At 32.9% G+C, this 25,256-nt stretch carries 23 protein-coding genes, 2 tRNA genes and 1 pseudogene; 8 read left to right on the top strand and 18 right to left on the bottom strand.

The window, feature by feature from the left end:
* Positions 1–40: 40 nt before the first annotated feature.
* Complete coding sequence (locus V6246_RS08195; RefSeq protein WP_341559963.1) at positions 41–841, top strand: hypothetical protein; 801 nt, start codon at positions 41–43, stop codon at positions 839–841.
* Here the strand turns inward: V6246_RS08195 and V6246_RS08190 are convergent.
* From V6246_RS08190 to V6246_RS08160, 7 genes are all read right to left on the bottom strand, one after another.
* Positions 838–1,101 (bottom strand): hypothetical protein, encoded by a 264-nt coding sequence (locus tag V6246_RS08190; protein WP_341559962.1) that lies wholly within the window; start codon positions 1,099–1,101, stop codon positions 838–840. The two genes, V6246_RS08195 and V6246_RS08190, sit on opposite strands and share 4 nt — an antisense overlap.
* Before the next feature lie 2 nt (positions 1,102–1,103).
* A complete protein-coding gene (locus V6246_RS08185) occupies positions 1,104–1,655 on the bottom strand; it encodes a sigma-70 family RNA polymerase sigma factor (RefSeq protein WP_133967295.1) in 552 nt (183 codons plus the stop codon).
* Between the two features lie 43 nt (positions 1,656–1,698).
* A complete protein-coding gene (locus tag V6246_RS08180; RefSeq protein ID WP_341559961.1) occupies positions 1,699–2,574 on the bottom strand; it encodes a methyltransferase domain-containing protein in 876 nt (291 codons plus the stop codon).
* Between the two features lie 8 nt (positions 2,575–2,582).
* A complete protein-coding gene (locus tag V6246_RS08175) occupies positions 2,583–2,978 on the bottom strand; it encodes a hypothetical protein (protein WP_341559960.1) in 396 nt (131 codons plus the stop codon).
* 403 nt (positions 2,979–3,381) lie between these two features.
* On the bottom strand, positions 3,382–3,885 hold the full coding sequence (locus tag V6246_RS08170) for a GbsR/MarR family transcriptional regulator (protein ID WP_042502621.1): 504 nt from the start codon (positions 3,883–3,885) through the stop codon (positions 3,382–3,384).
* A 67-nt stretch (positions 3,886–3,952) separates the two neighbouring features.
* A complete protein-coding gene (locus tag V6246_RS08165) occupies positions 3,953–6,640 on the bottom strand; it encodes an AsmA-like C-terminal region-containing protein (RefSeq protein ID WP_341559959.1) in 2,688 nt (895 codons plus the stop codon).
* A gap of 85 nt (positions 6,641–6,725) precedes the next feature.
* Positions 6,726–7,430: a queuosine precursor transporter gene (locus tag V6246_RS08160; protein WP_341559958.1), complete on the bottom strand. Its 705-nt coding sequence runs from the start codon at positions 7,428–7,430 to the stop codon at positions 6,726–6,728.
* A 73-nt stretch (positions 7,431–7,503) separates the two neighbouring features.
* Between V6246_RS08160 and folK the strand changes: the two genes are divergently transcribed.
* Positions 7,504–8,634 carry a 2-amino-4-hydroxy-6-hydroxymethyldihydropteridine diphosphokinase gene (gene folK, locus V6246_RS08155; protein WP_341559957.1) on the top strand — a complete coding sequence of 377 codons (1,131 nt, stop codon included), beginning with the start codon at positions 7,504–7,506 and terminating at the stop codon, positions 8,632–8,634.
* An 83-nt stretch (positions 8,635–8,717) separates the two neighbouring features.
* On the opposite strand, the gene V6246_RS08150 is transcribed toward folK, so the two are convergent.
* Complete coding sequence (locus tag V6246_RS08150) at positions 8,718–11,339, bottom strand: MGH1-like glycoside hydrolase domain-containing protein (protein ID WP_341559956.1); 2,622 nt, start codon at positions 11,337–11,339, stop codon at positions 8,718–8,720.
* A gap of 219 nt (positions 11,340–11,558) precedes the next feature.
* Here V6246_RS08150 and V6246_RS08145 point away from each other — a divergent pair.
* A pseudogene (locus tag V6246_RS08145) lies at positions 11,559–11,699 on the top strand (2-amino-4-hydroxy-6-hydroxymethyldihydropteridine diphosphokinase); the annotation flags it as partial.
* 5 nt (positions 11,700–11,704) lie between these two features.
* Here the strand turns inward: V6246_RS08145 and V6246_RS08140 are convergent.
* From V6246_RS08140 to V6246_RS08115, 6 genes are all read right to left on the bottom strand, one after another.
* Positions 11,705–12,280: a hypothetical protein gene (locus V6246_RS08140; RefSeq protein WP_341559955.1), complete on the bottom strand. Its 576-nt coding sequence runs from the start codon at positions 12,278–12,280 to the stop codon at positions 11,705–11,707.
* Positions 12,280–12,774 carry a hypothetical protein gene (locus V6246_RS08135; protein ID WP_341559954.1) on the bottom strand — a complete coding sequence of 165 codons (495 nt, stop codon included), beginning with the start codon at positions 12,772–12,774 and terminating at the stop codon, positions 12,280–12,282. Before V6246_RS08135 ends, V6246_RS08140 begins: the two co-directional genes overlap by 1 nt.
* Before the next feature lie 58 nt (positions 12,775–12,832).
* Positions 12,833–13,087, bottom strand: a complete 255-nt coding sequence (locus V6246_RS08130; protein ID WP_341559953.1) for a TRL-like family protein — start codon at positions 13,085–13,087, stop codon at positions 12,833–12,835.
* 461 nt (positions 13,088–13,548) lie between these two features.
* Entirely contained in the window at positions 13,549–14,208 is a 660-nt protein-coding gene (locus tag V6246_RS08125; RefSeq protein ID WP_341559952.1) for a class I SAM-dependent methyltransferase, read from the bottom strand.
* Between the two features lie 123 nt (positions 14,209–14,331).
* Positions 14,332–15,159 (bottom strand): cupin domain-containing protein, encoded by an 828-nt coding sequence (locus V6246_RS08120; RefSeq protein WP_341559951.1) that lies wholly within the window; start codon positions 15,157–15,159, stop codon positions 14,332–14,334.
* Positions 15,160–15,161: 2 nt separating this feature from the next.
* On the bottom strand, positions 15,162–15,701 hold the full coding sequence (locus V6246_RS08115) for an RNA methyltransferase (protein WP_341559950.1): 540 nt from the start codon (positions 15,699–15,701) through the stop codon (positions 15,162–15,164).
* A 316-nt stretch (positions 15,702–16,017) separates the two neighbouring features.
* Here V6246_RS08115 and mutS point away from each other — a divergent pair, with 316 nt between their 5' ends.
* The 3 genes from mutS to V6246_RS08100 all read left to right on the top strand — a co-directional run bounded on the left by mutS (position 16,018) and on the right by V6246_RS08100 (position 18,914).
* Complete coding sequence (mutS, locus tag V6246_RS08110) at positions 16,018–18,630, top strand: DNA mismatch repair protein MutS (protein WP_341559949.1); 2,613 nt, start codon at positions 16,018–16,020, stop codon at positions 18,628–18,630.
* Between the two features lie 98 nt (positions 18,631–18,728).
* Positions 18,729–18,800: transfer RNA gene (locus V6246_RS08105), tRNA-Gly, on the top strand.
* A gap of 30 nt (positions 18,801–18,830) precedes the next feature.
* Positions 18,831–18,914, top strand: a tRNA-Leu gene (locus tag V6246_RS08100).
* Between the two features lie 212 nt (positions 18,915–19,126).
* Here the strand turns inward: V6246_RS08100 and V6246_RS08095 are convergent.
* From V6246_RS08095 to V6246_RS08080, 4 genes are all read right to left on the bottom strand, one after another.
* On the bottom strand, positions 19,127–19,852 hold the full coding sequence (locus V6246_RS08095; RefSeq protein WP_341559948.1) for a LytR/AlgR family response regulator transcription factor: 726 nt from the start codon (positions 19,850–19,852) through the stop codon (positions 19,127–19,129).
* Between the two features lie 14 nt (positions 19,853–19,866).
* Positions 19,867–20,931 carry a sensor histidine kinase gene (locus V6246_RS08090; protein ID WP_341559947.1) on the bottom strand — a complete coding sequence of 355 codons (1,065 nt, stop codon included), beginning with the start codon at positions 20,929–20,931 and terminating at the stop codon, positions 19,867–19,869.
* The gene (locus tag V6246_RS08085) at positions 20,932–21,270 is read right to left on the bottom strand and encodes a DUF4907 domain-containing protein (protein ID WP_341559946.1); all 339 of its coding nucleotides are present in this window, start codon (positions 21,268–21,270) and stop codon (positions 20,932–20,934) included.
* Positions 21,271–21,370: 100 nt separating this feature from the next.
* Complete coding sequence (locus tag V6246_RS08080; RefSeq protein ID WP_159018446.1) at positions 21,371–22,357, bottom strand: Kelch repeat-containing protein; 987 nt, start codon at positions 22,355–22,357, stop codon at positions 21,371–21,373.
* 248 nt (positions 22,358–22,605) lie between these two features.
* Here V6246_RS08080 and V6246_RS08075 point away from each other — a divergent pair, with 248 nt between their 5' ends.
* Complete coding sequence (locus V6246_RS08075; RefSeq protein ID WP_341559945.1) at positions 22,606–23,907, top strand: DUF4270 family protein; 1,302 nt, start codon at positions 22,606–22,608, stop codon at positions 23,905–23,907.
* Positions 23,897–25,147: a hypothetical protein gene (locus V6246_RS08070; RefSeq protein WP_341559944.1), complete on the top strand. Its 1,251-nt coding sequence runs from the start codon at positions 23,897–23,899 to the stop codon at positions 25,145–25,147. Before V6246_RS08075 ends, V6246_RS08070 begins: the two co-directional genes overlap by 11 nt.
* The last annotated feature ends 109 nt before the right edge of the window (positions 25,148–25,256 follow it).

Below are 25,256 nucleotides of genomic sequence, written 5' to 3'. Positions count from 1 at the left end.
TTACGGCATGAGGCTCTTAAAGCAATTTTTTAATTTCTATTTGAATAGCAGTATTCACGTGGCTTTGTCTGTGTATGCGCTTACTTATGTTACACTTTTAGAGTTCGGTTTTTCTTATGAAAAAAATGTGCTTTGCTTTGTGTTTTATGCGTCAATAACCGGATATAACTTTGTTAAATATTTTGGAGTAGCCAAATTTCATCATCGAGGTCTCGCAAGTTGGTTAAAAGCTATTCAGATTTTTTCGTTTTTTGCTTTTATTTTAATGTGTTATTATGGTTTGCAACTTAGCTTTTTTACCTTATTTGGTATTGCCGGGTTTGGAGTAGTTACTTTTTTGTATGCAATTCCGTTTTTGCCAAAGCGTTTGTTTTTGGATCAACAAAATAACCTGCGCAGTATCGGTGGTCTTAAAATTTACTTAATTGGCTTAGTTTGGATGGGTGTAACAGTGTGTCTTCCTATAATGGAAAATAAATATACAGTAGATGCCGACGTGATTATAACGGCTATACAACGCTACCTTTATGTGTTGGTACTTATGCTACCTTTTGAAATTAGAGATTTACAATACGATAGTTTAAAACTATCTACCGTACCTCAAAAAATAGGTATTAAAGGAACCAAGTTAATGGGTATGGTTCTGTTAGTAGTGTTTTTTTTATTAGAGTTTTTTAAAGATGAAACGCATCAAATAAAAATAATGGTATTACTAATATTATCGATATTTACAGCAGTGCTTTTATTGTGGTCTAGCAAAAAACAAAGTATTTATTATGCTTCTTTTTGGGTAGAAGCTCTGCCTGTTTTTTGGCTAGTACTTATGCTGTTTTTTAACTAGTGTAACTGCTCTTTTAAAGCTTTTTCTAAATCCTTTTTCATGTCTTCTTTACACTTCGGGTCTAAGCATTCTAGCTCAGCAGCTTCAATACGTTTAGTTAACTTGGCATTGTTTTTAGAATAACCTCTACAGGCTTTACAGTATATTAAATGGAAGTTTAACTTTATCTTTTCTAATAAAGAAGCTTCTTTATATTGCGATTTGTTGCAAACGTGGTTTGCTTCATCGCAAGCCATGAATATGTTTGTTTTTTTACTCATAATTAAAACCAATTTTCTTTTAAGCAATCGGCCATAGCAGTTCGTGCTCGATGGATAATTACCCATAGGTTAGACGCAGTGATATTAAGTTCATTACAAATCACCTCAGTTTCATAATTAAGTACTGTTTTCATTTTAAAAACGTTGGCCTGTTTCTTTGGTAATTTGCTTAAGCAATTATGTATAGCGTCGCCTAACTCACTGTTTTGCATGCTGTCTTCGGCTGTTTTGTCGAACGGGTCGGCAACACGTTCTTCAAGCCAATCGCCTTCAGATTCTGCATCGTTATATTGAATTCTAACTTCTGCTTTTCCTTTATTTGAATTTATTTTTCGATAATGATCAATGATTTTTCGTTTTAAAATAGAAATCAACCAAGTACGTTCACTTGCTTCTCCTTTAAAGTTTTTCATTGATTTTAACCCTGCCAAAAATGTGTCTTGCACCAAATCTTGAGCGATTTCTCTATCGCTTACTCGGGTTACTGTGTAATTAAACAAGTAATCTGCGTATAAATCGATCCATTTATCGGGATGTATTTCGTGTTTGGGCATAGTGTACAATTTTCACCAAAAATAAGGTAAAAAAATGAATATATTATTTGGTGCAGCTAATAATGTAATAACCAAAGCTTTTAAAATGTAATCCAGAAAGTAAGGCGTAAAACGATCCTTTTAGGTTATGCAAGCTTTCTCGTTTTAATGTTTTTGATGCGAATAATTTTTTAAAGATGAAACCTGTTATCGCAAAAGGAACGTGTAAAACAGAAGGCGCAACTTTAAATGATGTGTTTTCTATTTTAATGTCTTTAAAACCTTGCTCTGTTAGCTTGTTAACCATGTTTTCGATAGTTTCTAATTTTTCTAAACTCCAATGATCACAAAGGCTTTTGTAAGCAAACTTGCTGGTATTTTGAAAGGTTGAAGCTTCTTTTTTTAAGAAAGCGTCGGCAATGACCAATCTTCCATTTGGTTTTAAAACGCGATAAGCTTCTTTAATAGATTTATCACTATGTCCAGAATGGCAAAAGCTTTCTATAGCTAAGGCCGCATGGAATGTGTTTGAAGAAAATGATGTGTTGTTATAATTTTCTTTTAAAATGTTTCCTTTATAATTTTTAAGAAGCATATTACCTTGCTGCATTTGAAATTCTGATAGGGTGACTCCAAAAGCAGATAAGTTTTTTTTATTTTTTAAAGCATAACGCATGGTGCCTCCCATACCGCAGCCCATATCTATTAATGAGGCTTTTTCATTGGTTAAGTTCAATCTTTTTATTACTTGATTATTCATTTCGTTTAACATAGAATCTCTCTTGAAGGGATTTGTTTTGAAAGGAATAAAATACCCAAAGTGCATGTTGAAATCTTTACTCCAAAACTCGTAATCTTCAGTAGCTTCGTTATAGAAATCAATCATCTCTATACGGTTCGTTTCTGGGCTTTTGTCTAAATTAATGGTTGCAGTTGTCATAGGTTTAGTTATTGAAGTTGAACTTTAGTGTTAGCCTTTAAAGATTGTCTAGATTTGCTTCTTCCTCTAAAAAAGAAATGTAAATTTAAGAACAGCATCACGCCTAAATAAATAGAAAAAGAACCTATCTTTTTACTTAATATTTCAATGATTGATTGATAAGTAAGGCTTTCGTGTGCCTGATAAGTTATTTTCAGAATTAACATAGCCCAACCTATATTAATAAGGTAAAAGCCTATTTCGAATAATTTGTTTGTTGCCAATGCGATATCTTCTTTGCCTTTAAAAATATCAATCATAAAGAGTTTTCCATTTTTAAATAACATTTTGGAAACGTAGATTGTTAAGGCGATAACAATTGGTAAATAGATTAAGTAAGCGATAATAATTTTAGAATTTTCCATGATATATTGATTTTGATTTTACAAGAAAGGTGAGCCAAAAAACATTGTTGTAGTGTAAAATGGCTAACCCGAGAATAATGATGCCCAAGCGATAGCTTAGCGAGTTAATAATTTGAATTATTGAATTTAATTGTTCCCAATATGCAATTGAGAAAATGGCATAACCAAGGTTAGTTAGATAGTAGCCAATAAGTAAAATGTTGTTTATGCTTTTTACCAGTTGGGTGTTTTGTTGAAATAAATGAATGAGGTATATTTCTCCGTGCGTGTAAAACAACCAACCAATTTTTATCATGATAAAAAAGATGATGGGGAGGTAAATACTATATGTAAGAAGATTATAATTCATTTTCTAAACATTTTAAACTTTCAGAAATTACTGAAAGTATTATTTAAATTTTTTTTATTTGATGAGTTTCAATAAAGATTTAGTGATCCAAGTTTGTTCTTGGTTTACAATTTTATTCATCATCGCATCGGCAGTTTCAGCTAAATCATGCAAAGCTTTGGTTTGTTTAATCAGTTCTCTTGTTTTTTCTGTGCCATCATCTTTTATCGAGGATACATCTTTTAAAACTTTAATAACAGGTTTTATTTCACGACGGCTACGTTCTTTTGCAATATGTCTAGCAAGTTCTTGTACATCTTTTTCAGTAGAAAAATACTCTTTACGTTCTCCTGGAATAAGCTCTTTTGTTACAATACCCCAATCCATAAGTTGGCGCAAATTCATACTTGTATTACCACGGGAGATTTTAAGTTCTGCCATAATTTCTTCCATGGATAAGGGTTTAGTAGAAATAAAAAGCAAAGATTGTATTTGCGCCATAGCTTTGTTTATGCCCCAAAGTGTGCCTAAACTTCCCCATGTGCTAATAAACTTATCTTTTGCTTCTTGGTATTCCATACAGCAAATATATACAATATTTCTGAACTTTCAATAATTATTGAAAGTTTATTTTTGTTGCTCAAAATTATTTAACCGTATCCTTTGTCTTTTTCTTTAAGAAACCACCAAGTACATTTTTTACAGCATTTGTAGTGTTATTGGTAGGTGTGGTTTGAGTAGAATCTGTTTTAGTTGTTTTGTTACCAAGAATACCTCCTAAAACATCTTTAACTGCATTGGTTTGTTCTGTTTTAGTAGAGTCTGTTTTTGTTTTATTACCACTAATAATACCGCCAATTAGGTCCGTAACTTTGTCTTTACCTTTATTAAGGAGTTTTTGTTTTTCAATTTCAACAAGTTGCTTTGTTAGGTTGGTAACACCACTTGTTAAATCGGTTTTTACAGTCGGACTTGTGTAAGACCCACCAATATTTGCAGTAACCGGAATGGTAATGTTGTTAGCCTCTTCGCTATCAATTTTGCTAATAAGCGCTGTAATATCTGAGCCGAGGTATTTTGCTGGCACATTAAAAATAGCGTTGTAATTTAATTTTCGATCAAAACCATGAGCACCAGAAACGGTGATGGCAATATCTTTATATTTTAAATCGAAAGGCTTTACGCTTACTTGCCCATTGGCAAATTCTAACTTGGTTTTTAGATCTTTTAAATCGAGTTTGCTAAAATCTATAAAGCTTAATGAGCTTTCAAGTTTACTTAAAAGGCCACTTTCGTTTTCGGATAGGTTTGTTGTTAATAATTCGGCTAGTGCATTACCCGAAACAGTACTTAAATTTGGAGCAAAATCTTTATCTAAACTTCCTGATAAATTAATAGTTGTGTTTAGTTTTCCTTGTAAAATTTTGGCAATAGGAGCTAAGTTTTGAAGTAATTCTAAACCTTTAAACGATTTTGAAATATCGAAATCGTTAGCGCCTAAATTAAAATTAAATGTAGGTGTTTCTGTTTTGGTTGAAACGTCTCCCGAGATTGAAAGCGCTCCATCAAAAATACTTGATGATACGTTGCTTAACGTTGCAGCTTCATCTTTTATTAATAACTTCCCTTTAACATCGGTTAAGGTTAAATTATCATAAATTACGGTTTTAGCATTGGCGTTTATAGTGCAATCTAAAAAAGCAGGGATTTTTAAGGCTTCCGATTCTGTTGGAGTTTGTGTTTTTGTTTCGGTTGATGCTGTTTCGCTTTCCGACATAAAATCACTCATTTTAAAAAGGTTCGAATTTAAATCGAAATTACCTTTTAGTGTAGTATCACTAAGTACAAAACCTAGTAAGTTGTTTATAGTTCCGCTAGCATTTAAATCACTTTCACCTGTTTTTGCTTTAAAGTGATTTAGTGAAACGGTTTGAGGATTAAAGGTTAAATCTGCTTCTGAAATTTCTAGAGGGTTTGCCATATCTTCAGAAGTATATACAAAATTACTAAGGCTAGCAGTTCCGTTACTTTTAATGCGTTCAAAGGCATTAGTTTCAATCGCATTCATATCAAAAGCCGTGCTTAATTTTGCTTTTAAAATACCTGTAAGCGGACTTGACAATTCAACAGGGTATGCTTTTGTGATATTAGCTAAGTTTAAAACACCGTCTAAATTGGCACTTACAAGCATGTTTTTAGTTATGTTTTTTATGCTGGCAGACGATTTAAAAACATCGTCGTCTATTTTAAAGTTCAAGGTTTTTATATCAACAAATGTGTCGTCTAAAAAGCCTGTTGTGTTTTTTATAGAAGTGTTAATTACAATGTTTGTTACGCTTTTTGGTAAATCGGGATATTTAAAAGACGCATTGTTCGAGGCGATATTAATATCTAATTTAGGAATGGTTTTATCAGAATTAATACCTTTTACAATACCATTAATAGTGAAGTCTCCACTAGTTTGTACGCCATCTAAACTGCCTGAATACGTTTCTGGAATTAAGGCTAAGAAATTTTTGAAATCAGATTCTGGGTTTTTAAATGTTAAATCGATATTCTGACCTTCATCTAATAATTGAACAAAACCATCAAATTCTATTGGTAATTTATTGATGTAGCCTTTGTTTTCTTTAAAAGTGTATTTGCTATTTGTTAAGTCTAAATCTATTAAAGCATCAAGTTTTATGGCATTATGGTTTAGGTAATTTGTGCCGTCCATGGTGAAGCTAACATTGGCTTCTGTTTCAGTATCGAGTTCCGATGTTTCTCCCGAAAAAGTTCCGCTTCCGGTATGGTTTAGCTCTGAGATTTGCATCATCATTTTAGAACTTTCATCTATATAATCAAAACCACTATTTTTTATGCTGTATTCGTCTATGCTGAAAGTAAAACTGCTGCCAGTCGTGTCTGTTGTTGTTTCAGTTTCGCTAGCTTTGGCAATATCGTAATTGGTTTGTCCTTCTGTATTGGTTTTTAAAGTAATCATTGCTTCATCTACAAAAATGCTATTCACAACAATAGGCTCTTCACCTGCTGTTTTAAATAATTCAGGGATAGACACGGTAAACGCAATAGATTTTGCTGCTACTAGAGTATCGCCTTTAAAAGGTTCGAAATTGGTAATAACAAAATCGTTTATACCAACGTGGGCCTCAGGAAAGCTACGGATAAAGCTTAGGCTTACATCGCTAAATTCTACTTGAGCATTTACATTATCATTTATAAATTGTTTTACAATGCCTTGAATTTTTCCTTGGAAAACAAAAGGAATCGCGATTAATAATATAAGTACGGTAAGTATAGTGAAACCGGTGATTTTTAAAACTTTCTTCATAATAAGCTGTTTATAAAAATATTTACGTAAAAAATGAATTGGGGGATGAAATTAAGGGTGGGTTTAAGTTAATTTTAACGCAATTCTAAAGTAAATCTATTTCTTGGTTTATTTTTAAATTGAATCGTTTTCTAAACAAAAATACGCCTAAATATAAAAAAGGAGTATCTAAAAATGCAATAATTACTTTGAATAGAAAACCACTTAGTAGTAAACCTAAAAAGCGATCCCAGGCAATAATTTCGAAAATACAAAGCAATCCAACTACGGTAAAGGTATCAACAAATTGAGATAAGAAGGTTGAAAAATTGTTCCGAAGCCATAAGTGCTTGCCTTTTGTGAGTTGTTTCCAGAAATGATAAATTTGAATATCTATAAATTGAGCAAATAAATAAGCCATCATGCTTGCAAAAACAGCTAAAACGGTATTGCCAAATACGGTGTTAAACATGTTGTCTTTTACCGGAGACCATGATGTTGCGGGAACTATGCTAGAAACGTAAACAATTAAAAGTGAGAAAAATGAAGCGAAAATTCCGGCTGTCACAATTTGGTTGGCGCGCTTTTTTCCATAAATTTCACTTATTAAATCGGTGATTAAAAAAGTAATAGGGTAGGGTAGTATGCCAACAGAAACTTCAAAAAGTTTAGATCCAAAAATTTCAACATCAAAAGGATGCCAGTAAAAAAACTTCTGAAAAATAAGATTAGAAACTACTAAAGAGGTAATAAATAAGGCTCCCAAAAGCATGTAAATTCGTTGGGCAGCGAGTTTGTCTTTTAAAGTCATATAAAGTTGTGAATAAATACCTCGTGTAAATATACAATGAAACCATTTAGTTTTCATTATTTTGCCGATACTTATGACGAAACCAAGAACATTTCATATTGCATTAGGAAGTAATAAAGGCGATAAATTTAAAAATTTACAAAATGCCGTAGATGCTATTTATCAACAGATAGGTAGTATTAGATTGATTTCCAAAGTGTACAAATCGCCTGCTTTTGGTTTTGAAAGTGAAGATTTTTTAAATTGTTGTTTGGTTTTAGAGAGTGATTTAGAGCCGCAACATGTTCTAGATCTGTTGTTAACTATTGAAACCGATTTAGGAAGAACACGAAAATTAAAAGATACTTACGAAGCTCGAATAATAGATTTAGATATTGTTTTAGTTGAAGATGAAATAATAAACACCGAAACTTTGCAGGTGCCGCACCCGGAAATGCAAAAACGAAAGTTTGTTTTATTACCGCTTAACGATGTTGCTGCAAAAGTGAAACATGCTAAACTTGGAAAAACAGTAGCTGAGTTATTGGCAGCTTGTAAAGATGATTCGGTTTTGGAGCCCATTAATATTTGGTTAAAAAACCCAACTAAATCGCTCGGTTTTTCTAAATACAATTATATCGCTATTGAAGGAAATATTGGTGCAGGTAAAACCAGTTTGGCTAATAAAATAGCGCAAGATTTTAATGCAAGATTGCTAATGGAGGGTTTTGCGGATAATCCGTTTTTACCTAAGTTTTACAGTGATGCGCAGCGTTATGCTTTTACTTTAGAAATGTCTTTTTTAGCTGATAGATATCAGCAAATCTCGGAAGATTTGGCACAACTCGATTTGTTTAAGCAATTTGTAGTGAGCGATTACGATGTTTTTAAATCGCTTATTTTTTCTAAAATCACCTTAAATAACGACGAGTATGGTTTGTACCGGAAGTTGTTTTATTTAATGTATAAAGATATCCCAAAGCCGGAACTATACATTTATTTATATCAAAATACTGAGCGTTTACAGCAAAATATTAAAAAACGCGGACGCGATTACGAACAAAATATAGCAGACGATTATCTTGAAAAAATTAACTCGGGTTATTTAGAGTTCTTAAAAAGTCAGAAAAATTTTAATGTGAAAATTATCGATATTTCTAATCGAGATTTTGTTGCAAATAGAAGTGATTACCTTTGGGTTTTAGGTGAAATTTGCGGAGAGTAAATAAAATAACTACTCCATTAAAATTCTCGTTTTACAAGATGTCTTAATGGAGTAGGTGTAAGATTATATGGAGAAAACAGAAGTTAATCCTCGTCCATTTCCATAATTAAATTTGCAATAAGTGATGTCCATCCTGTTTGATGCGATGCTCCTAGTCCTCTGCCTGTGTTGCCATCAAAAAACTCATAGAAAAAGTGTTCCTTTTTAAAATGTTCGTCTTTTGTAAAAACCTTATCAGGGTCATCAGAGTGGTATTGATATTTGCCATCTTCATTAGGTTCAAAAAGTTTTATTAATCTTTTAGTTAGTTCATTTGCAATTTGCTTTAAATTAAGTTTATTTCCCGAACCTGTTGGAAATTCATAAGTATATTCATCGCCATAAAATTCATAATATTTACGTAACGATTGAATAATCATGTAATTTAAAGGCATCCAAATCGGTCCACGCCAATTTGAGTTGCCTCCAAACATGTTAGAGCGGCTTTCTCCAGGCTCATATTGAATTTGGTGGTGTCCATTGTGGTTAAATACGAAAGGATGTTTTTCATGATATTTTGAAAGCGACCGAATTCCGAAATCTGATAGAAATTCGTCTTCATCCAGTAAACGTTTTAATAAGTGTTCTAATCTAAAGCCTCGCATAATAGAAAACATGAAGTTTCCGTCTTTGTTGGCTTTTTCTAAGTTCGAAATTAGAGAAGCTAAATCTGGTCGTGTTTTTATAATATTATTTGCTCTTCTTCTAAACTCTTTTAATTCTTCAAATAAATCTTTGTTAATAATTTCTACTGCAAACATGGGGATAACACCTACTAAAGAACGAACTCTTAGTCGTTCGGTTCTGCCGTTATCCATTTCAACCACATCGTAATAGAAATTATCATCATCATCCCAAAGTGAAATATCTTTTTTCCCAATATGGTGCATGGCCCAAGCGATATTCAAAAAATGTCTAAAAAACTTAACAGCAGGTTCTTCGTAAACTTTATTGTTTTTAGCAAGTTCAAGAGACATGCGCAGCATATTAATAGAGAACATGGCCATCCAGCTGGTAGCATCTGCTTGTTGCATTCTTGTGATACCTTCTGGCATGTGGTTTCTGTCGAAAACACCAATGTTATCTAAGCCTAAAAAGCCGCCTTCAAATAGATCTGTTCCGTTTTTGTCTTTTTGGTTAACCCACCATGTGTAGTTAATCATAAGTTTTTGGAATGCTTTTTCTAAAAATTCAAGATCTCCTTTTCCTGTTTTTTGTTTATCCTTTTCATATACTTTCCATACAGCATAACTGTGTACAGGCGGGTTAACATCGCTAAAGTTCCATTCGTAAGCAGGGATTTGACCGTTAGGATGCATGTAGTTTTCCTGCAATACCAACAGTAATTGGTCTTTGGCGAAATAGGGGTCGATTTCTACAAACGAGGCCATATGGAAAGCTAAATCCCAAGCGGCATACCAAGGGTATTCCCATTTGTCGGGCATAGAAATAATATGTCTATTGGTAAGGTGTTGCCAACTATAATTCCGCATGTTCGTTCTATTCGGTTTGTTTTCTCCAGGACCACCAAAAAGCCATTTAAAAACATCAAAATAATAAAACTGCTTAGTCCATAATAATCCTGAAAAAGCTTTTTTAGCAAGGTCTTGTCTTGCTTCGGGTAAATCTTTTTTTATTATATCAGCATAAAATTCTTCACATTCTGCTTTTCTTAGTTCAAAAATAGAATCAAACGCTTCCCACGGATTATTTAATTCATTTTTGCTAAGGCGTATTTTAATACTTTTTTCTTCGCCAGCTTTTAAGCTAAACTTATGCCAAACGGCCATTTTAGAACCCGTATTTTTTGGGTTTACAGTGTTTTTTTTATTTACAACGTGTTCGTGAATACCATCTTTAACATAAGGAACTTCATTTTTTACATTATAGATAAGTTCGTTATTGGTTTCGTTTTCACAATATAAAGGCTTCCCGTTTTCATGATACAAATAATATTCTCCATTTCTACTGCTGCTAGATTGTGCACAGCCTTCTTTTGTAGATTTTATAATTGGACGTTCAAATTTTTTATTGTGTTTCCATACATTTCTAAACCATAAATGAGGTAATACATGAATGTCGGCAGTTTTCGAACCTCTATTTACAACAGTGACTTTCATTAAAATGTCTTCGATGTCACCTTTCGCGTATTCAATAAAGCAATCAAAATAAGCGTTGTCTTTAAAGCAACCTGTATCTAATATTTCATACTCATCTTCGTCTCGACTTTTTCTATTTCCCTTTACCAAATCACCGTAAGGAAATTTGCAATGCGGATACTTGTAGAGGTATTTGTTGTATGAATGTGTTGGTGTAGATACTTGATGAAAATAAAGTTCCTTAACGTCTTCTCCGTGGTTTCCTTGGTTGTTGGTAAGGCCGAACAACCGTTCTTTTAAAATGGTGTCTTGCCCATTCCAAAATGCAGGAGCTAAACATAAAATTTCTTTGGCATCGCAAAAACCACCTATGCCTTCTTCTCCCCATCTATAGGCGTTACTTCTGGCTTTTTCATGATCGATAAATTCCCACGATTCCCCATGTTCACTATAGTCTTCTCTAACAGTTCCCCATTGCCTTTCGGCTAAATATGGCCCCCAGTTTTTCCAGTTTTTGTAGTTGTTAGGAGTTGCTAAACGTTCTGATTCTGGATTTTTATCAGCCATAAATTCTAGGTGTCATTGTTAATAAAGTTGAGCCTATAAAGTAAGAACGCTTATCATACATATATCAAAGTTGATTTTTTGATGTCTTTGCGTTTTAATTAGGTTTTCAATAAAAATAGAACTTTTTTCAGTAAGTACTTAATTGAATTGATAAGTATTTCTGTATTAACGGTTTTTGGGGTGTTCTTTTTACTTCTTTTTAAAAATATATAGAATTTGTTGATAAAAATCAATTCCGGTTATTTAGAGTTCTTAAAAAGCCAGAAGAATGTTAATGTAAAAATTATCGATATTTCTAATCGAGATTTTGTTGCAAATAGAAGTGATTACCTTTGGGTTTTGGGTGGAATTTGTGAGTAGAGTATCTAGAATATGTTAAAAATATCTGAATATAACTTTCCAATTGATTTTTTTGATTTTTTAGAAGCGATAAATTCGGTCTTGTTTTCTTTCTTGTAAAGAGTAAGTTTCCAGTTTGGATTTATAAACAAAGATTTTACTTGTTCTAGTGGTAGTTTACCTGAAAATCTTGACTTATACTCTTTATTTGTTTTTTCTGAGAAAAGGAAATTTATATCCTTTATAGTTTTGGGGGTTTCACCATTAGTTATTATTAGGCTATCAATATCATTAAAGGCATTGTTATTCAGTACAGAAAAATTTAAGGTTCCAGAATCTTTTATTATTTTTTTATGTTTGAAAGTTATGTCTAAATATAGTAGGTCGCTAGAATTACTTTCAAATTTTAAGGGTTTTATAAAATATTGAGTTCCTTCTTCTCCTGTGAAAAAAGTTTCATATAAATTTTTTGCAGATTTAGAACTTGTTGGCTTTACGCTAACACAAGATATTAGAGAAATAAAACAAAAAAGGAGTAAGAAATATTTTTTTAATATAACGTTACTTTTTTTAATAGCAGGAATTTTTTTAGTAATCAGCATTAGTTTTTGTTTATTATTCTTTTAGAAAACTCAACTTTATTAAATAAAGAGTCAGATGTTTTTTTTGATTTAGATACTCCGCAAAAGTAAATTATCGAGTTGTCCTCAATTTTAGTTACATAGGTTGTTGCGTAATTATCGTCTTTTTTGATTTGTTTAATAAATGAAATCGAATCTTGTTCAAAATAAATTGTGTTGTCAGTTTTGTTTTTTAATTCGGTAGCAATCATTTTTTCAATAGTAGTATTGTAAGGTAAGCCAATAAAAATTTTGTAATTTTTACTGTTTAAGTACCTGTATAAAGGGATTTGTATGCTTTTGTAATTTAAATTTTCCTTATGACTGTTAGAAATAAGTTGGTTTAAAGGTTTTTCAGATTCTCCCGTAGCTTTTTTTATTACTATGTTATTAAATAGGGGTATTTCGTTTTTGTTATTGTTTGAACATGAGGTTATAAACAATAAGCAAAATATAGCAGTAAGAGTTTTTGTCATTTATATCTAATTAAATTCATGGTGCTATTAGATTATAGCACCATGAATTAGGGTAAATCTATTCTCCTGTTACGATAGTTTCATAGCTTACAATTAATCCAAGAATATTACTTGATTTTACGTCAACAGTAGATATTTTTGAAATTCCAGCATTTTTAGCTGCAGTACGGATACTAGCATCTTGATTGAAAAATAAAAATCCTAAGTAACCAGTTGCTTTTGCTGTTCCAACTTTACTACCAACACTGTTACTTGTAGCGTTTACTGGTAAGGTAACAGAACAACTAGTCATTACTGCTGCTACTGCTAGCATAGCGATTAGTGATTTGGCTTTTTTTAACATAATTTTAATTTAAATTTGGTCCTACTCTTAAGGCTTTTCGGATTTCGCCCCGTTTTTTTAAGTGGTTTCTGGATTCCACTTTTGCTTTAGGATTAACTTAAAAGTTAATCAACATGATTAATGTTTTAAATAAAACGAAGGCTAAAGTAGATGTTTAATTATTTAAAATGAAGAAAATTCTTAGTTAAATTTTGTTGAATATTTTACTCTATTTAAGTATTTGTTCTTGTTAGATGAGTGATTGATTTGTTAACAATTGTGTATGAGTAATTTAGAAGTTAATGCTTTTCTTGGGTTTCGTTATCTTCTAAGAGTGTATATTTTATGATATCTTGAGAATGAAGAAATTTATCAGCGTTGATTTTTGTAAAACACCTTAGTATTTAGGTGATGAAACTGTATTTTGAAAAAAAACAAACTCCGTTTTTTAATTAAAACACTTCATATAACTTCGTTACAATTCGTCCTTTCTCATTATCCAAAGTGTACTCATTAAGCAAGGTTTCGTTATTAACTTTCAAATTAAAAGGCGCTTCTAATAAGTTAACACCACTATTTTGTTTCAACCTGATACCTTGCCCGGAAATGATATCTTTATTCGGAATAAATGGATCTAGAGGTATATGTTCCGTTAAAATAATATACTTATAGTTTTCTAGTTTTTTAACCGCATTTGTTATTTCTAAGTTAGATAAATGCTGTAATACTTGGCGAAGAATAATACAGTCACCCGTTGGGAGTTCGTCTTTAGCAATATCTAGACAATGGAATTCTAAATTATCAGCTTGGTATATTTGTTTATTTCTTTCAATAAGGTTTTCTACAATATCTGCGGCAATATATTTTTTTGTGAATTGAGTAAGCTGTTTGCCAATATTAAAATCACCACAACCTAAATCGCAGACTGTTAAAGTTCTGTTATGTGATTCTAAAAAAGCAGTTAAAACATCTAAATACGGATTTATAATATCAGGATCGTGAGAGCCAGATCCGGAATAGAAATCGAATTCACTACCACCCCAAAGGTTTAATTCGTAAATCTGATTCATGGCATCTTTAGTTGGCCATGGTTTTTTAGCTTTTTTTGTCACCTCTTTAATGTTTTTCAGGTTTCATTATAACAAAAATGCAAACTAAATTTTAGTAAACCCTTAATAAAGTAGGTTTTCAAAAACTTAGTTTGCACTATGTGTTTAATTTTAAAAAAGAAGTTTTTATTTTTCTTCCTTGTTATGTGTTTCTAGCCAGGCTTCTCCGTCTTTATCAACAAAGAAATCCATCCAAACATAATACATTTCATTATCCGCTTCTACACTTACTGAGTGGCTTGAACCTCTTGGAATGTGTAATAAAGAGTATTCAGGAAAATCAACCTGAGCTTCATCGGCATAAACAACACTGTTGTTGTCCGTAAGACCTAAAAATAATTGCTCTAGCATACCGTGTACGTGCGCACCAACTTTGTCCGGGCCAATAGTTCTAACTGTTCCCATAGCCACTCTTGGTATGTACTTGTTAGGTAATATAGTTCTACTTGTAGTTTGCGGACTCTTAATAGGTTCCGTGTACGATTCGCAATCTGTAAATTGTTTAAAATAAATATTATCTACATTTTCTTTCGGGAACGTTTTAATATCTACAAGGTCTAATTCTGTTTGTAAAACCGATATTTTAAGGTAATGTAGTGTTTCGTTCTCATCAGCTTTAAATGCAATATCGTCAACATTGTTCGGTAACATAATAGTTTCTGGTACAATCTCGTAAGTTTTACCACCAGAAGTTAATGTTGCATTACCAGTTATAAATAAATAAATGGTTTTGTGCGTGTCATTAATATCTACCTTTTGGGTAATATCGCTATTAATGGTAATGTGTTCGGTAGTGACACCGTCAATCTCGTCGGTTAAAATGTTTTTACTTTGTTCTTGCTGGTTTTCTTGCATTTCCATATCAAGATGTTTGATAGGGATTTCTTGCGCGTAAACTGCAGCAGCAGCGAAAAGAAGAGCTGCTAAAATGGATAATTTTAAATTAATTTTCATTGTTAGTTAAATTGGTTTACCAATTTACTAAATATATCCCAAACAACAACACCACAACTCACAGAAATATTCAAAGAGTGTTTTGTGCCGTACTGTGGAATCTCAATAACCACATCACTAGCGCTAACCACATTTTGTGCTACACCCTTAACTTCGTTACCAAAAACAAGTGCGTATTTCGTATTCTCCTCTGGAGTAAAATTGTTAAGCATGGTTGCATTTTCAGCTTGCTCAATGGAACAGATTTTTACTTTATCGGCTTTAAGTTTTTCAACCAAATCCATGGTGTTTTCAACGTGTTCCCAAGCTACGGTATCCGTGCTTCCAAGTGCCGTTTTATGGATGTCCTTATGTGGTGGCGTTGCTGTAATACCGCAGAGGTAAATTTTCTCAATCAAAAAGGCATCACTGGTTCTAAACACCGAACCAATATTATTTAAGCTTCTAATATTATCTAGAATAATAATAATTGGTGTTTTTTTAGCCTCCTTAAAAGCATCAACACTCAGCCTGTCTAGTTCGTTATTTTTTAATTTACGCATGGTACTTATATGTTTTTTATTTCCGCGAAAGCGAAAACCTGTCTAATTTAACGTGTTTATTTCTTTTGGCGTTCCCCAAGGGTCGGGCTTGCACTACTCGCTTTTTTGTGTTGCATAGGTGCAACCACACAAAAAGAGCTCAAACAGGCCGTTTAATCCCTAACGCGCCACTGTTGTGTGCTTACTCCGTTCTAATATTCGGTTTAATAAATAATATTCGTGAATTTGTGAACAAATAGCAATAACTTCTATGGTTTCAACTTCAAAAAAAATAGAATAATAGTTACTTTAGCAAACTTACTAAAACAGAAAACCATTGGCAACAAAAAGTAAAAAAGTAACACCGTTAATGAAACAGTACAACGCCATCAAGGCTAAATATCCTGATGCTTTGTTGCTGTTTAGAGTGGGCGATTTTTACGAAACCTTTGGTTCCGATGCTGTAAAAACAGCAGGGATTTTAGGTATTATTTTAACCAAGCGTGGTGCAGGTAGCGAAAGCGAGATTGAATTGGCTGGTTTTCCGCACCATTCATTAAACACCTATTTACCTAAATTGGTTAAGGCTGGCGAGCGTGTTGCTATTTGCGACCAGCTCGAAGATCCAAAGCAAACCAAAAATATTGTAAAGCGTGGTGTAACCGAGTTGGTAACACCTGGTGTGGCTTTAAACGATGAGGTTTTAGTGTCTAAATCGAACAATTTTTTATGTTCGGTTTATTTTGATAAAAAATATATAGGAATTTCGTTTTTAGATATTTCTACCGGTGAGTTTTTAACATCGCAAGGTAATGCGGAGTATATCGATAAATTACTTCAAAATTTTAACCCAAGTGAAGTTTTAGTTTCTAAACAAAAGCGCGCTAAGTTTAATGAAACCTTTGGAGAAGATTTTCATACCTTTTATTTAGAAGATTGGGTATACCAAACCGATTACGCCTACGAAACCTTAATAAAACACTTTGATACTAAAACATTAAAAGGTTTTGGTATAGAAGATTTGTACGAAGGGATTATTGCTTCGGGTTCTATTTTGCATTATTTAGGAGAAACGCAGCACCATAAACTACAGCATATTACATCTATTTCGCGTATTGCGGAAGATGATTATGTGTGGATGGATCGTTTTACCATTCGTAATTTAGAACTTTATAATTCTACAAATAATAATGCCGTAACCCTTTTAAATGTTATAGATAAAACTATTTCACCAATGGGTGGTAGGCTTTTAAAACGTTGGTTGGCTTTGCCATTAAAAAACGTGGCAAAAATAAAACAGCGCCATGAGGTGGTTAAGTTTTTAAAAACAGAAGATATTACGTTGCAAACCATTCAAAACCATATAAAAGGAATTGGAGATTTAGAGCGCTTAATTTCTAAAGTGGCTACAACTAAAGTGAATCCGCGCGAGGTTATTCAACTTAAAAATTCATTAGAAGCTATTGTACCAATAAAAACGTTGGCTACCAATTGCGATAACGAATCGTTGAAAATTATAGGAGATACGTTGCAGAGTTGCGAAGTGCTTCGTGCTAAAATTATAGAAACTCTAAATGAAGAGGCTCCTGTAAATGTTTTAAAAGGAAATAGTATTGCTCAAGGTTTTTCTCAAGAACTAGATGAGTTACGAGCGCTTTCTACTTCTGGAAAAGATTATTTAAACGGTATGTTGGCCCGCGAAAGTGAGCGTACCGGTATTACATCGCTTAAAATAGCATCAAACAATGTGTTTGGTTACTATATAGAGGTGCGAAATACACATAAGGATAAAGTGCCAGAAGAATGGATTAGAAAACAAACCTTGGTAAATGCAGAACGTTATATTACTGAGGAGTTAAAAGAATACGAAGCCAAAATTTTAGGTGCCGAAGATAAAATACAAGCCATTGAGCAAAAACTATTTGCTGAATTGGTAAGTTGGATGAATCAATATATAAAGGCTGTCCAACAAAACGCTTTTTTAATAGGGCAAATAGATTGTTTATGTGGTTTTGCGCAATTAGCAAAAGATAATAGTTACATCTATCCTGTAATAGATGAGTCTCACGATTTAGAAATTAAGGAAGGTCGCCACCCCGTAATTGAGAAACAATTGCCTATTGGTGAAGCTTATATTGCCAACGATGTGTTTTTAGATAGAACCACACAACAACTTATCATGATTACGGGGCCTAACATGTCTGGTAAGTCGGCTATTTTACGTCAAACAGCACTTATTGTGCTTTTGGCTCAAATGGGGAGTTTTGTGCCAGCAAAAGAAGCTAGAATAGGTTTGGTAGATAAAATATTTACTAGAGTAGGTGCTAGTGATAATATTTCGATGGGCGAATCTACTTTTATGGTAGAGATGAACGAAACGGCGTCTATCCTAAATAACATATCTGAACGTAGTTTGGTGCTTTTAGATGAAATTGGACGTGGTACAAGTACATACGATGGTATTTCTATTGCTTGGGCTATTAGTGAATACTTGCACGAGCATCCGGCAAAACCTAAAACGTTATTTGCAACACATTACCATGAGTTGAATGAAATGACAGAAACTTTTGGACGTATTAAAAACTTTAATGTTTCTGTAAAAGAATTAAAAGACAATGTACTTTTCTTGAGAAAGCTAGTTGAAGGCGGAAGTGCGCATAGTTTTGGAATACATGTGGCAAAAATGGCAGGTATGCCACAACAAGTTTTACACCGTGCGAATAAAATTTTAGAGAAATTAGAGAAGTCGCATTCTAGTGAAGAACTCACAAATAAAGTAAAATCGATGCAAGACGATATGCAGCTCAGTTTTTTTAATTTAGACGACCCATTACTGGAAAATATAAAAGACGAAATATTAGATATTGATATTGATACACTTACACCGGTAGAAGCGCTTATGAAACTGAATGAAATTAAGCGAATGCTGGTGAAGAAAAAGCAGGTTTAGAAAGTTTTTTAATTTTTTTTTGAAAAAGGCTTTGGTAATCCAATAAAAGTCTTAAATTTGCAACCGCAATAGCAATATTGCTCGTTCATTAAAAGACTGCGAAAGTAGCTCAGGGGTAGAGCATCACCTTGCCAAGGTGGGGGTCGCGGGTTCAAATCCCGTCTTTCGCTCTGAGAATTTTTGCCTTAAAATATTCCAATGCTGAAGTGGTGGAATTGGTAGACACGTTGGACTTAAAATCCAATGTCCATTAGGACGTACGGGTTCAAGTCCCGTCTTCAGTACAAAAGCCTTATCTTTTATTAGATAAGGCTTTTTTTATGCACAATATTTAAAAATAGTATGCTTTTTAAGTGGATTGTAAAAGAGGTTATGTAAGCGGGTTTTACTTCCGTTAGTAAACATTGTCGCGCTATAGAATATAGACAGTGCAGTTAAGCTCTAAATAAGTGTGTTTAGGTTTTAAAGTTGTTTAATAAGGAGTGTGAATCGCTAATTAAACACCCAATCGTTTCATAACGGTATCCTTATAAGTTTCTCCAACAGGAATACGCATGTCTGCCACCAAAATTTTAGATTTTTGAATAGCTTTTATGTGTTCTATGCTCACAACGTAAGATTTATGAACTCTTATAAATTTTGACGGAGGAAGTTTATCTAATATGTCCTTAAAACTAGATAAGGTTAATATCGGTTTTTGAGTATCTGAGGTGTAAATTTTAATGTAATCTTTTAAGCCTTGTAAATAAACAATAGTGTCTATATTTATTTTAATGTTTTCATATTCCGATTTAACGAAAATAAAATTATCAACTGCAATAGGTGCTGCTGTTTCTGTTACTTGCGGGCTTACAACTACTTTATTCTCTAGCTCATACTTTTCTTTTGCACGAGAAATGGCTTTTAAAAATCTATGAAATGGAATTGGTTTTACTAAATAATCTGTAGCATTTAAGTTAAAACCATCTAAAGCGTATTCTGGATATGCCGTTGTGAATATAAATTGCGGCATATTGTCTATAGCTTTTACAAGATCGATACCGGTTAAGTTTGGCATTTCAATATCTAAAAACACTAAATCTACTTGGTGTTTGTTCAAAAGAATAATAGCTTCTAGTGGGTTTGTGCACTTTGCGACAATTTCTATACCGCCAACTTGCTGCACATAAGATTCTACTACATCAATAGCTAGAGGCTCGTCATCTATAATTACACACTTCATCTTAAATAGTTTTACTAGAGTTTTAACGTCAAATTTACAACAAACTCATTATCGATTTCTTTAATAGTTAACCAATGACTATCTGGGTATAGTAAACTCAAGCGGTCTTTTGTGTTTTGCAATCCAATTCCAGAACTAGTTTTATCGTTCTTTCTACTGCCTATCAAGTTAATACATGTAAATTGAAGTTCATCATCTTTAACATAAATTTCAATTTTAATTTTAGTGTGTCCTTTAAAATCGGTACCATATTTAAAAGCGTTTTCTATAAAAGAAATAAGTAAAAGTGGTCTTATTTTTTGGCTGTTTATTCCACCGTGAATGTTTATAGTAACGTGTTCATTGTTGGCAATACGTAAACGCTGAAGTTTTAAATAATTTTGAACATAATCGAGTTCGTTACTTAATAAAACAAAATCTTGATTGGTTTGGTACAACATATATCTCAACAATTCAGAAAGTGTAATAACAGCTTCTGGAGCGTCGTTAGATTTTTTTGTAGTAAGCGAATAGATACTGTTTAAAGAGTTAAATAGAAAGTGAGGGCTAATTTGATTTTTCAGAAAATGTAATTCCGATGATGATTTTTGCGCCTCTATTTGTTTTGTAGTTATCTCGTTGCTACTCCATTCGGTATACATTCTAATTACAGTACCAATCGCTAATATTAAAAAGCTGTTAATAGCGATCATGGCGCCTTTGAGTCCCCATAAAAAATGTTTGGACCTTGGGCCTCTATTGGGCATAGGTCCTCTATCGAAAATATTATAACTCTTGTTAAATTCATAGTTTAGTTCTCTAAACAAGAAGGTGAAAAAAGCAATAAAAACAATAGCACAAAAAATATATAAACCTGTTTTTTTATGAAGTAATAATTTAGGAACTAATATTAAATAGTTGAGGTAAAATAAAATAATGTTTATTACAAAAAGAGAGCTATTGCTGAAGTTTATTAAATCTTCTCCCGGTCTGGCCTGAATTAAATGCATAAAAACAAAAATGGTCCATATAGAGATATGAAGTATAATTTGTTTCCGGCTCTTTACGCCAAAAAAAGAAGATTGTACTGTTGTTTCCATTTAATTGTTGCAGTTAAGTGCTATGTTTAACTGGTTTAAGTTTTCTAGCGTTATCTGTGGATTTTCTTTATTATTTAGTTTTTCACTAACCAATTGAGCCACACTATTTGCATCTTGCTCTGTGCAAAACGTTTTGTTTAATTGAACGGCCGGAATGTATTCTTGTTTAATGAGTAATTTCGAATTATAATTTATTTGATATCCAAAACCATTTTCAACTTTAAAAACTTCAGTCTTATAAGGGTTAGATGCTTTAAATATATCGGAATTAGCCATATACAATCCACTAGTTAGCACCAAAGCTACCACTAAAACTAATATTATTTTTCTTCTAAACATTATTTATATTTTTTTTAAACAAGAAAAACCAAAGTAATTGCTCTTAAATAATGAACAAATTACTTTGGAATTTAATTAATGGATGATATAAAATTTGCTATTAATCTTCATCATCATAATCATCCTGAGGGAACACTTCGAATGTATCATCTAAGTACAAAGTACCTGTTTTTCCTAAGCTTACAAAAGCACGGCTTCCTGTAGAAAAAGCAACAGCGTCTTGTCTTGCAGTAGCTTCTAGGTTTGTAATTTCTTCCCAATCGTCATTGATAGGGTCGTACTCCCAAATAGAGGTCATGGCACCACCGTAATAACCGGTAGCAATATATCCTAATCCGCTCATACTGAAACCTACAGCGTTAGAGCGTACTACATTGTAATCATCGTCATCGTCTAAATCGGTTAAGCTAGACCAAACTTCAGTTGTAGGATCGAACACCCAGAAATCTGTTTTATAAGCACCGTTGCTAACCCCTGTACCTAGGTAAACTTTATCGTCTATAGTAAAGGTTGTTGCATCTCTTCTTTTATCGCCGCCAAAACCTACAAGTTCGCTCCATGTATCAGTTCCAGGAGTATATTTCCAAAAATCTTTTAAATCGTTATCACCATCATAACCTGTGCCAACATAACCATTACCGCTAACACCAAAACTTACAGCTGCACGCCTAACGCCACCGCCAAAGTCTGCTATTTGAGACCATGAGTTTGAAGCAACATCATATTTGTAAAAATCGCTTAATTCATCTAAACCATCATAACCAACACCAATGTAACCATCGCCGTCAATTTCCATTCCAGAAGCAGAACTACGTTCGCTACCAGGGAAATTTGCCTTTTGAGACCAATAGTTTCCTTCAATGTTATATTGCCAAAAATCGTTTAAGTAATCGTCACCATCATATCCAGTACCCATGTACCCTAAATTGTCTATCACAAAACTAGCTGCATTACTTCTTGGAACACCATCAAAAATTGAGCGTTCTATCCAGTTTCCACGCTCTTCGTCATCATCATCGCTACTGCAGCTTACAAATAGACCTATAAAAACACCTAAACCTAAAAGGACTTTTAATTTATTTTTCATAATTCGATATCTCTTCTTTTGTTAATCTTTTCAGCAAAACTATCTGTTACTAACGCCATATAAAAACATAATTGATATTCTCGGGATTAGTCTATACCAACACGGCTATTTTCTAGACCAACCAGTATTTGGCGTGTTGGTCGGTTAAATAAGGGTATTGGCATACTAAAACAAGGCCTTTGTATAACATGTTTTATTTAAATGAAGTGTTTATTTAGGTTCGCATAAAAAAAAGATTTTATATGAAAATGAAACAGTTCTTTTCTGTGTCATTAATTTTTATGGGCCTAGCGTTTTTTATGGCTTGTGAAGGAGATGATACCGCAGTTCCCGTGGGAGAAGATTGGATACAAGTAGATACTAAAGTCTACTTTATCGATTCTATGACGGTAAATGCTTCTACCTTTAAGTTCGATTCTATTGCGGTTTCTAATAGTAGTAGACTTTTAGTTGGCGCTTATACCGATGACGTTTTCGGGAAAACTAAAGCAAAAAGTTATTTACAGTTAGCATACCCTTTTGCAAGTATAGATAATGAGGCAGCTTACGATTCTATCGCATTAATTTTAAAGTACGATAACTACTTTTATAACGATACTACACAAACGCAAACTATTAACGTTTTTAATATTTTGGATGATATTAAAAGTGATGACGGTTATTTTTATAACACTACCAATTTTGAGGTTAGTGAAACGGCTATTGGTACAAAAACATTTCAGCCTTATCCAATAAAAGAAGATTCGCTCCATATTAGTATTAGCGATGTTTTTGGTAAGGAATTATATGAAAAAATAAGAGATAATGAAATTACTACAAGCGATGAGTTTTTAAATCAATACAAAGGGCTTTTAGTAAATCCAGACGATAGCAATTCTAGTGTTTTAGGGTTTGCGACTAGTAGTTTTTTGCGTTTATACTACTCGGAAGATGATGAGGTTGAAGTTGAGGATAGCCAGACTATTGAGTTTTACTTAAACTCTACTAACAGCTTTCATAATGTTTCTAGCGATTATACGAGCACTTATTTTGCAGATCTAGAAAGTGAAGAAACACAACTTTTTAGTACAGATACCGATGATAATAGTTTTGCACAATCGGGAACAGGTTTAGCGACTCGAATAGATATTCCTTATGTGGAACGCATTAATGATATTGAAGGAAATGGAAGCATTTTAAATGCAAGTTTAAAGGTGTCTATAAAGCAAAACTCATCTTCCGATAACTTATCTATTCGCGATTCGCTGAGTGTGTTTTTAATTGATAGAAAAGGAGATATTTATAGCACACTTACCAATGCCGCAGGTGAAACTGCTTATGGTCTTTTAGAGGCTTACGATGAGGAATTTAAAACCTTAACCTATTCTATTCCTGTTACGTATTTTCTAAACTTAAAGTTAGATGCTACGTATAATGATAATTTATATTTAGCTATTTACGGACAAGATTTCAATCAATCTGTAGATCGCTATATTTTTAATGCAGAAGAAGCTTCGAGCGAAGATTTAAAACTGAAACTAGAATTAACTTATGCCATTTATGAAGACTAAATATATAGCACTTTGCATCGTTTTACTTGTCTTTTCTGGTCAAGTTTTTGCTCAATCCAATGCCTTATCGAGTTCGCCTTATTCGCTTTACGGTTTAGGTTTAACCAACGATATTGGTACAGGTAAAATAAATGGTTTAGGAAAATCGGGCATTGCCATACCATCGAGTACGTTTATAAATAACTCGAATCCGGCATCATTTGGAGCGATTCCTAAAAACGCTTTTTTCTACGATTTTGGTTTTAAAGGAGAAACAAATACTTCGGCAGAAGGAGCGAGTTCTAATTCTAGCATTACAGCCAACTTTTCTAACATTGGTATTGCTTTTCCTATTAACGAGAAATCAGGATTCGGAATAACTCTAATTCCGTTTACTAGTGTGGGATATACCATTTCTGGAATAGAAAGTTATATTGAAGGTAGCACAAATTTGTTTAACACAACGGTTGAAGGTGAAGGTGGAATAAACGATTTAAAGATGAATTATGGTTACTCGTTAACTGATAATTTTAGATTAGGAATAACAGCATCTGCGCTTTTTGGAAAAATTACCGAAACAGAAACCAACTATATTTTTGCCGACAGTTACAGCTCTATTTTAATAGATGAAGATAGTCGCTATTCAGGACTGCGTTTGGGTGCAGGATTTCAATACGATATAGCTAAAAATCTCTCCGTTGGTGGGGTGGTTAATTTACCAGCAACCCTTAGTGGTGATACAATTGGGACAACCACCATTTCCACCGACGTTACTACCGAGGTTTTTGAAACCGATTCTGATTTAGATGACTTTAAGTTGCCTTTAGAATTTGGTTTAGGTTTGCAAACTACACTTCAAGAAGCTTTTACGGTGAGTTTAGATTACAAGAAAAGTTTTTGGGATGATACCAATCAATCGGATCAAATAGGAACTTTTGTAGATCAAGATTTCTTCGGAGCTGGATTACAATTTAAAAGTAAAGGAAACCAATTAAAGTTTTTTAACCGCTTAGAGTATCGTGCAGGATTTAATTACGATAACGGAAATATTGAAATAGATAACACCCGAATTAGTAATTCTGCTATAAATTTTGGTATTGGTGTGCCATTAAAACGTGATACAAGTTCTATGATTAACTTTAGTTATTCTTATGGAAATAAAGGCACCATTTCAAGCGGTTTAATAAAGGAAAATTACCATTTATTTTCTATAAACTTAAGTTTAGAAGGTATTTGGTTTCAGAAACGTAAAATTTATTAAAAGGCTTCTTTGTATCGTTTTTTATAAGAAGGTACTCAGGAAATTCTACTTCAATTTATAAGTTTTATATTTAAGCGCAAGCTTACTTAGTCGCAAAAAAAAACGCACA

It is taken from the genome of Algibacter sp. TI.3.09 (assembly GCF_038154905.1).
In the GTDB taxonomy this organism is placed as follows: Bacteria; Bacteroidota; Bacteroidia; order Flavobacteriales; family Flavobacteriaceae; genus Algibacter.
This window is presented reverse-complemented; position numbering and strand designations above follow the sequence as displayed.